General features: G+C 73.9%; 7 protein-coding genes. All 7 read left to right on the top strand.

Translation table 11 applies throughout. From position 1 onward, the window contains the following. Positions 1-33: 33 nt before the first annotated feature. The 7 genes from mtrB (at position 34) to AKI01S_RS30535 (ending at position 8,625) form a co-directional block, all read left to right on the top strand. Positions 34-1,704, top strand: coding sequence for an MtrAB system histidine kinase MtrB (gene mtrB / locus AKI01S_RS30565; RefSeq protein WP_157420257.1), 1,671 nt, complete (start codon positions 34-36; stop codon positions 1,702-1,704). Continuing rightward, on the top strand, positions 1,701-3,500 hold the full coding sequence (locus AKI01S_RS30560) for an LpqB family beta-propeller domain-containing protein (protein WP_067825514.1): 1,800 nt from the start codon (positions 1,701-1,703) through the stop codon (positions 3,498-3,500). Before mtrB ends, AKI01S_RS30560 begins: the two co-directional genes overlap by 4 nt. 78 nt (positions 3,501-3,578) lie before the next feature. Continuing rightward, positions 3,579-4,301: a ComF family protein gene (locus AKI01S_RS30555; protein WP_067825512.1), complete on the top strand. Its 723-nt coding sequence runs from the start codon at positions 3,579-3,581 to the stop codon at positions 4,299-4,301. 686 nt (positions 4,302-4,987) lie between these two features. Next, positions 4,988-5,677, top strand: a complete 690-nt coding sequence (gene hpf, locus AKI01S_RS30550; protein ID WP_067825510.1) for a ribosome hibernation-promoting factor, HPF/YfiA family — start codon at positions 4,988-4,990, stop codon at positions 5,675-5,677. A 305-nt stretch (positions 5,678-5,982) separates the two neighbouring features. After that, on the top strand, positions 5,983-6,741 hold the full coding sequence (locus tag AKI01S_RS30545) for a response regulator (RefSeq protein ID WP_084000400.1): 759 nt from the start codon (positions 5,983-5,985) through the stop codon (positions 6,739-6,741). A 77-nt stretch (positions 6,742-6,818) separates the two neighbouring features. Further along, complete coding sequence (locus AKI01S_RS30540; RefSeq protein ID WP_067825508.1) at positions 6,819-8,024, top strand: winged helix-turn-helix domain-containing protein; 1,206 nt, start codon at positions 6,819-6,821, stop codon at positions 8,022-8,024. 169 nt (positions 8,025-8,193) lie between these two features. After that, complete coding sequence (locus AKI01S_RS30535; RefSeq protein WP_067825506.1) at positions 8,194-8,625, top strand: hypothetical protein; 432 nt, start codon at positions 8,194-8,196, stop codon at positions 8,623-8,625. The last annotated feature ends 33 nt before the right edge of the window (positions 8,626-8,658 follow it).

Here is an 8,658-nt window from a genome sequence, read left to right as displayed (position 1 = left end):
CCCCGCCGCGCCGCCCCGACCGGCCCGCCCGTCATGACCCGGCTCACCGAGACGTCGCCGCCGCGCCCGGCCGTCCCTCGCCGCCTGCCGCTGCCCCGGCCGGTGCGGCGGGGGTTGTCGGTGCTGCGCCGGGCGGCCCGCCGCGCGGCGCGGTCGGGGTACTCGCACTGGCGGCGGTCGATCCAGCTTCGGGTGGTCACCACCACCCTGGTGCTGTCGGCGATCGTGGTGGCGATCCTGGGGGTGTTCCTCACCCAGCAGATGTCGACCGCGCTGATGGAGGGCAAGACCAAGGCCGCCCTGCTCCAGCTGGAGGAGGGCCTGGCGCAGGTCCAGCGGGACCTGAACGGGCAGACCGACAGCGACCAGCGCCTCAAGGAGGTCGCCGACCGGCTGAAGACCCGCAGCGGGCCCTCGGGGCTGTACGAGGTCTACATCCGCGACACCACCGAGGAGAGCTACGACGGCCTCGCCACCACCGACCTGCGCAGCGAGAGCGTTCCGGGCCGGATGCGCGAGGAGCTGCGCCGCGAGCCGCCCGGCGCCCGCCTCTACACCTACGGCACGCTGACCTACAAGTGGCGCCAGCCCGCGCCCGGCCTGATCGTGGGCGGCACCACCAGCCGGTACGAGCTGTACTACCTGTTCCCGCTGACGCAGGAGCAGCACACGCTGACGTTGATCAGCCGTTCGCTGGTCGGGGTCGGCGTGGTGCTGGTGCTGCTGCTGGCCGCCATCGCCTCGCTGGTGACCCGGCAGGTCGTCATCCCCGTCCGGCTCGCCGCCCAGGGCGCCCAGCGCCTGGCCGCCGGGCGCCTGGAGGAGCGCATGCGGGTGCGCGGCGAGGACGACCTCGCCAAGCTGGCGCGGTCGTTCAACGAGATGGCCGCCAACCTCCAGGAGAAGATCCAGGAGCTGGAGGACCTGTCGCAGGTGCAGCGGCAGTTCGTGTCGGACGTCTCGCACGAGCTGCGCACGCCGCTCACCACGATCCGGATCGCCGCCGACATGCTCTACGAGCACCGCGACACCTTCGACGACCCGGCGGTGGGACGGTCGGCGGAGCTGCTGCAGAGCCAGCTGGAGCGGTTCGAGTCGCTGCTGGCGGACCTGCTGGAGATCAGCCGCCACGACGCGGGCGCGGCCACGCTGGACGCCGAGTCGCTCGACATGCGGGACCTGGTGCTGCGCTGCGTGGGCGACATCCAGGACCTCGCCGAGCGCAAGGGAAGCAAGATCGTCCTCCAGCTTCCGGGGGAGCCGTGCACGGCCGAGGTGGACCGCCGCCGCGTCGAGCGCATCCTGCGGAACCTGCTGGTCAACGCCGTCGAGCACGGGGAGGGCGAGGACATCGTGGTGTCGGTGGCCGCCGACCGCGACGCCGTCGCCGTCGCGGTCCGCGACCATGGGGTGGGCCTCAAGCCGGGGGAGGGCCAGATGGTCTTCGACCGGTTCTGGCGCGCCGACCCGGCCCGCGCCCGCACCACCGGCGGCACCGGGCTGGGCCTGGCGATCTCGAAGGAGGACGCGCAGCTGCACGGCGGCTGGTTGCAGGCGTGGGGCGAGCCCGGCGCGGGCTCGCAGTTCCGGCTGTCGCTGCCGCGCGTGGCCGGGGACGAGCTGCGCGGCTCGCCGCTGCCGCTGGTCCCGCCGGGGGCGGGCGGTCCCCGGCAGTTGTACGCCGAGTTGGAGGCGGGGGAGTGAACGGACGGGAGGGGCGGATCCGGCGGGTCCCGGCGGCGCTCGCGGCGGCCGCGGCGTTCGCCGTCGGCGTCACGGGCTGCGCGAACGTGCCGAGCGGCGGCCGGGTGGTGTCCGGCAAGCCCGCCGAACGCGACCAGCAGGCCGACGACCCCTACGTCCGGCTGATCCCGGCGCCGCCGCGCAACGACTGGACGCCCGCGCAGACCGTCGCGGGGTTCCTGGCGGCGGCCACCAGCTTCGACGACGACCACCGGGTGGCCCGGTCCTACCTGGTCCGCCCCACCTCCTGGCAGCCCGGCGAGCGCCCGGCCGTGACGGTCGTGCGGGATCGGCGCGCCCCCGAGCCCGTCCGGCAGAACGCGGCCGGCACCCAGGCCACCGTGAAGGTCGCCGGCAGCCAGCTCGGCGTGATCGGCATGGACGGCCAGTACGTGGCCTCGCCCAAGCAGGTCGCGGTGACGTTCGAGCTGGTCCGCCAGCCCCAGGGCGGCTGGCGGATCACCGAGCTGCCCGGGGAGCTCAGCGCGGGCCTGCTGCTGACCAAGAGCGACCTGGAACGCACCTTCCGCACCCTGAACCTGTACTTCTACGCGCCCGACCGGCGCACCCTCGTGCCCAACGGGATCTTCCTGCCGCTGGTGAACCGCCAGCAGCTTCCCGCCCAGCTCGTGCGGGCCCTGCTCGGCGGGCCGACGTCCTGGCTGAACGGCGCGGTGCACAGCGCGTTCCCGCAGGGCACCGCGCTGCGCTCGCTGACCCTCGACAAGGGCGTCGCCACCGTGGACCTGTCCCGGCAGGCGCGCGGCGGCGATCCGAAGATGATGTCGGCGCAGCTCGGCTGGACGCTGCGGCGGCTGGCGGAGGTCCGCCGGCTGCGGCTGACGATCGAGGGCCGGGTCGTCGTCCCGGCGGGCGGCGACGAGCTCCAGCCGGTGGACGCCTGGCCCGAGAACGACCCCGACGGCCCCGCGGTCGACCGCTCCCCCTACGCGGTGGGCTCCGCCGGGCACCTCAGCCGCCTCAACGGCGACCTGCCGCAGACGGTCGCCGCCAACGCCGCCCACGAGCTGACCGTGCCCGCCGTGTCCTCCGACTTCCAGGAGGTCGCCGGGCTGAACGCCGACCGCGACCGGCTCTTGGTCGGCGGGCTGGCCGGCAACACCGTCAACCTGCGCACCCTGCTGACCCCGGGCGACCGGGGCAGGCGGTTCACGCCCCCGGTGTTCGACCGCAACGGCACGCTGTGGACCGTCCAGAACACCAAGGACGGCTCGGTGCTGTGGTCCCGGCCGCGCGGCCAGGGCCCGGCCCGGGTCCGGCACTGGGGGCTGGCCGGGCGCGAGGTGCTGGCGTTCGAGGTGGCCCGCGACGGCGTGCGCGCCGCCGCGATCGTCAAGGTGGACGGCGACGCCCAGGTGCAGCTCGGCCGCATCCTGCGCAACCCCGACGGCTCGCTGGACGTGGGCTCGTTCCTGCCGCTCAGCTCCGAGATCCCGACCGCCGAGGACCTGGCCTGGCGCAACGCCGACCAGCTGGCGGTGCTGGGCCGCAAGGAGCCCGACGAGACGGTCATGCCGTACCTGGTGCCGGTCGGCGGCGCCCCGGTGATCTCCCTGGGCACCGGCACCCTGCTGGGCCAGACCCGCCGTATCGCGGCGGCCCCCGGCATGCCCATCCTGATCGGCACGCGGACGCCCGACGGCAAGGACCGCATCTGCCGCCAGCGCAACCCGCGCGAGCAGTACAGCGAGTGGTTCTGCTCCATCCCCGGGACGGACCCGACCTACCCGCCGTGACGGGGTCTCCACCCGGGGTTTTCCACAGCCCGCCGGTTCGCCGGGCGGGGCCGGGCCGGCCCGTGGCACGGTCGTTCCATGAACGTGCTGGCGGAGATCCTCGATCTGCTCCTGCCGCAGTCCTGCGCGGGCTGTGGGCGGGGCTCAGCGGCCCTGTGCGGCGATTGCGGCCGTCCCCTGGGGTCCCACCCCGTCCGGGCCCGTCCGAGCCCGGTGCCGCCCGATCTGCCGCCCGTCTGGGCCGTGACGCCCTATGACGGGACGACCCGCGAGGTGATCACGGCGCACAAGGAGCGCGGCCGCCTCTGCCTGGCCCGTCCCCTCGGGCTGTCGCTGGCCCGTGCGCTCGTCCCGGCCCTCGCCGAGACGGGCGCGTGCGGCGGGGGCGGCGGAGGGAGCGGCCGAGGGGACGGTGGAGGGGGCGAGGTGCTGGTCGTGCCGGTCCCGTCGGCCCGGCGGGCGGTGCGGCGGCGGGGGCACGATCCGACGCGGCGGATGGTCGCGGTGGCCGTCCGGGAGCTGCGGCGGCGGGGCTTCCCCGTCGTCGCGGCCCCGGTGCTGCGGCACCGCCGCGGGGTCGCCGACCAGGCCGGGCTGACCCGGGCGGAACGGGCCGCCAACGTCTCGGGCGCGCTGGCGCTCCGGCGCGGGGCCCGGCTCGCCGGGCGGGGCGTCGTGCTGGCCGACGACGTCGTCACCTCGGGGGCCAGCTTGGCGGAGGCGGCGCGGGTGGTGCGCGCCGCCGGGGCCGCGGCGGTGGCCGCCGGGACGGTCGCGGCGGCGGTGCGGCGGCGAGGGTGACTTTCTTCACGCCGACACGCCCGGGCGGCAGTTACCTACTGTCACAGCGGACGGCCCGGGGGGCCGCGCGGCGCCGGAATCCCCGCCCACGCCCCGTGCCCGGCGTGTTCCGGGGAGTTAGAGATATCGCAAACTCGCACGTCCGGCCCGTCCTTGTGACCTGCGCCGCTTTGGGGCGTGTAACCCCTGCGGAACGGGGGATACACGGCACGTGATTGACCGATGGGGGTGCCTCTGAGGGGGCTCGCGGAGCGTCTCGATGACGGTCAGTGAGTTTTTCCTCTCCGCACCCCCCTGACATTCGTGGCGTAAGGGGTTAGCGTTCCTGACATGGCACCCGCCCGGGTCCGTGGTTGCGTCGGATCGCCGTGCTCGTCGCGAGCACGAGAGGCGGTCCGGCTAGCCGATGCCAGGCGCAGGCGAAACGGCCCACGTAAGGCGACTTCTCGTCGACCGATCACGGTGCGCCTTAGAGGTAAGTCCTGCCCCGCCGGAGGATCAGACATCCTCCGAAACGGGAGAAGGGCAGTAGTGGCGACTGAGCCGCGAGCCCCTCGGCAGGCGGATGTGGGGACGAAGACCAGGTCGGCCGGGCGGGTGCGACCCATCCAGCCGTGGCGTCCGACCGGGGCCGGATGCGGTCCCGGTGCGGGCGGACAACGCAACCGGGAGAAGGGGGGTCCCGCGTGGACATCATCGTGAGGGGCCGGCACACCGAGGTCAACGACAGGTTCCGACGTCACGTCGACGCCAAGTTGGCCAAGATCGAGCGACTCAACTCCAAGGTCATCCGTGTCGACGTGGAAGTGTCGGAGGAGCGGAACCCACGACTGGCCGACCAGCGGGAGCGGGTCGAGCTCACCATCCGCTCACGCGGCCCGGTGATCCGGGCCGAGGCCGCCGCCGACGACCGGTACGGAGCGCTGGACATGGCGCTCGACAAACTGGAGGCGCGGCTGCGGCGCGACGCCGATCGACGCAAGCCCCATCACGGCAGTCGCGGCACCGCCAAGCTCGCGACCATGGAGACCCTGCCGGAGATGATGGCCGGCGGAGACACGACCGCGTCCGCCACCGGAACGGCGGTCGCCGACACCCAGGAGGCCCGGGACGAGGCCGCCGCCCGCGCCGCCGAGCAGGCCACCGCCGACTCGGACGCGAGCCTGGTGCCCATCCCGATGGACGGCGACGGGCCCCTCGTCGTCCGCGAGAAGTTCCACAAGGCCGAGCCCATGGGCATCGAGCAGGCCCTTTTCGAGATGGAGCTGGTGGGACACGACTTCTACCTGTTCCGGGACAAGGAGTCCGGACACCCCTCGGTGGTGTACCGCCGCCGGGGCTGGGATTACGGCGTCATCCGGCTCGTCGAGGAGTGACCGCCGACGGGCCGCGCCTTACAGTGGCAGAGGGCGACCGTGGCGAAGGCCGTCACACGGCGACGACACACGACGACGACACACGAGACGACCGCGTGGCGACCGTACGACGTCGGCCCCCGCGTCCGCGGGGATGCTCCGTGATACGGCACTTGCGCTACGTCACGACCCGAAGCATGTCATGATCTAGAAATGCGCCGCCGGTGAGGCCGTGACGCGGCCTCACCGGCGGCATCCGCACAGAGCCAAGCCCGATCACCGACAGCGAAGGGGGGAAGCGGCGTCCCCTCCACGCCGCGACTCAGGTGAGCGAGAATCCCGAGGCTCGCGGCGCCGCGGCGGTGCCCCGCCAGGCCGGCGCCCCCTCTCCCGGCGGCCCGTCCGGAGGGTCCGGCGCGAGCGACCCCATCCGCGTGCTGATCGTCGACGACCACGCGCTGTTCCGCCGGGGTCTGGAGATGGTCCTGCAGGGCGAGGACGACATCGAGGTCATCGGCGAGGGCGGTGACGGGCACGAGGCCGTGCAGATGGCCGGCGACCTGCTGCCCGACGTGGTGCTGATGGACATCCGGATGCCGCGGCGCAGCGGCATCGAGGCGTGCAGCGCGATGAAGGAGGCCGCCCCCAGCGCGAAGATCGTCATGCTGACCATCAGCGACGAGGAGGAGGACCTCTTCGAGGCGATCAAGGCCGGGGCCAGCGGTTACCTGCTCAAGGAGATCTCCATCGACGAGGTCCCGCAGGCGGTGCGCGCGGTGCACGGCGGCCAGTCGCTGATCAGCCCGTCGATGGCCTCCAAGCTGATCACCGAGTTCGCGGCGCTGGCCAAGCGCTCCTCCGAACGCACCCAGCAGGTCCCCGCGCCCCGCCTCACCGAACGGGAGATGGAGGTCCTGCGCCTGGTCGCCCGCGGCCTGGGCAACCGGGAGATCGCCAAGGAGCTGTTCATCTCCGAGAACACGGTGAAGAACCACGTCCGCAACATCCTGGAGAAGCTCCAGCTGCACTCCCGGATGGAGGCCGTGGTCTACGCCGTCCGCGAGAAGCTGCTGGAGATCACCTGACCGGTCGGCGGCGGTGTCGGCGGCGCTGCCGACACCGGCGAAGGCGTTTTGTCGGTGTCGTGACGTAACATCGCGGCGTGCCTGACCTCGACCTGACCCCCGACGAGGCGCGCCGCCTGCAACTGCGCGCGCAAGGACTGATCGGCGCGGACGCCCGCCGCCGCGGCGTGCCCGGAGTCCTGGACCGCCTGGGCGCGGTCCAGCTCGACACGATCTCCGTGCTGGCCCGCTCGCACGAGCTGGTGCCCTACGCCCGGCTCGGCGCGGCCGGCCGCTCCGCCGTCGAGACCGCCTACTGGGGCGGGACGGACGGCGGACTGGACGGCCCCCGCCCGCCCCGCACCTTCGAGTACTGGGCGCACGCCGCCTCGATCATCCCGGTCCGGGACTGGCCGCTGTTCGCCTTCCGCCGCCGCCACTACGCCGAACGCGGCCAGCGCTGGCACCAGGTCTCCGCGGAGGCGGTGGCCGACGTCCGCGCCCGGCTGGCGGCCGAGGGCCCGCTGACCACCCGCGAGCTGGGCGGCGCCCGCTCCGGGACCGGCGACGGCACCATGACCGACTCCTGGCGGTGGAGCGAGCACAAGATCGCCGTGGAGTGGCTGCTGGACCTCGGCGAGGTCGTCTGCGTCCGCCGGATCGGCTGGCGGCGCGTCTACGACCTGGCCGACCGGGCGATCCCCGCCGACCTGCTGGACGCCGACCCCGACGACGAGACCTGCCTGACCGAGCTGGTCCGCCGGGCCGGGCGGGCGCTGGGCGTCGCGACCCGCGCCGACCTGGCCGACTACTACCGCCTCAAACGCGACCAGGTGGAGGCCGCCCTCCCGGCGACCGGCCTGGTCCCGGTGAACGTCGCGGGCTGGCGCGACGCCGCGTTCGCCGACCCCGACGCGCTGGCCGAGCCCGTCCGGGGCCGCCACGCCACCACGCTGCTGTCGCCGTTCGACTCCCTGGTGTGGGACCGCGCCCGCACCTCCCGCGTCTTCGGCTTCGACCACCGGCTGGAGGCGTACGTGCCGAAGGCCAAGCGCGTCCACGGCTACTTCACGATGCCGGTCCTGGCGGGCGGCCGGCTGATCGGCCGCGTCGACCCCGCCCGCGAGGGCCGCACCCTGGTCGCCCGCCAGGTCTCGCTGGAGCCCCGGGCCGCCACGCCCGGCCGTCTCGCCGCCTCCTGCGCCGCCGTCCACGAGGCGATGCGCCGGGCCGCGGAGTGGGTCGGCTGCGACGACGTCCGCGTCGAGCGGTGCGACCCGCCCGAGCTGGCGCGCGTCCCCTGACCTGGCGCCTGACCGGGGCCCGCCGGGAGGGTCGTCGGCGGCCCGGCCGGGTCGGCTTCACCGGACCGTCACTTGATCATCTTTTGTGGTGCACCTTCCGTTGATGGGGTGTGCGCGATCGGCGGACCCGCCGGTCGGCACACCTCTTCGCACTCGAAGGAGCCTCCGGATGCGCGTCCGCACCCGACCGGGCACGATCGCCGCCTGCGCCGTCGCGATGGCGGGCCTCACGGTGGTCACGGCCACCCCGGCCTCGGCCGCCGCCCTCAACGTCCCCGTCTACGGCACCTCGGGCTACCTGCTGGGCCGCGGCTACTTCCACCCGGGCCTGCCCGGCTCGATCGAGGCCTACGACGCCTACTGCGACGGTGACAACGGCGTCATCGCCGCCCTCTACGTCATCCGGGACGGCCAGTGGACGCGCAGCGCCCTGGCGAGCGTGCGCGGGTGCGGCTCGACCAACCGCAACAGCCTCGACGACAACAGCCCCCGCCCCGGCTACGACGAGTACGTGCGCCTGCGGGTGTGCAAGCTGCTGCCCGACGGCACGTGGAAGGACTGCAAGGACCACTTCACCTACAACTCCGACCGCGTGACCTGAGCCGACCCGGGGATCCGCCCGGTGCCGCGTTCG

It is taken from the genome of Actinomadura kijaniata NBRC 14229, from assembly GCF_001552175.1.
Classification (GTDB): domain Bacteria; phylum Actinomycetota; class Actinomycetes; order Streptosporangiales; family Streptosporangiaceae; genus Spirillospora; species Spirillospora kijaniata.
The sequence above is the reverse complement of the archived record's forward strand: the minus strand, read 5'-3'. Positions and strand labels throughout refer to the sequence as shown.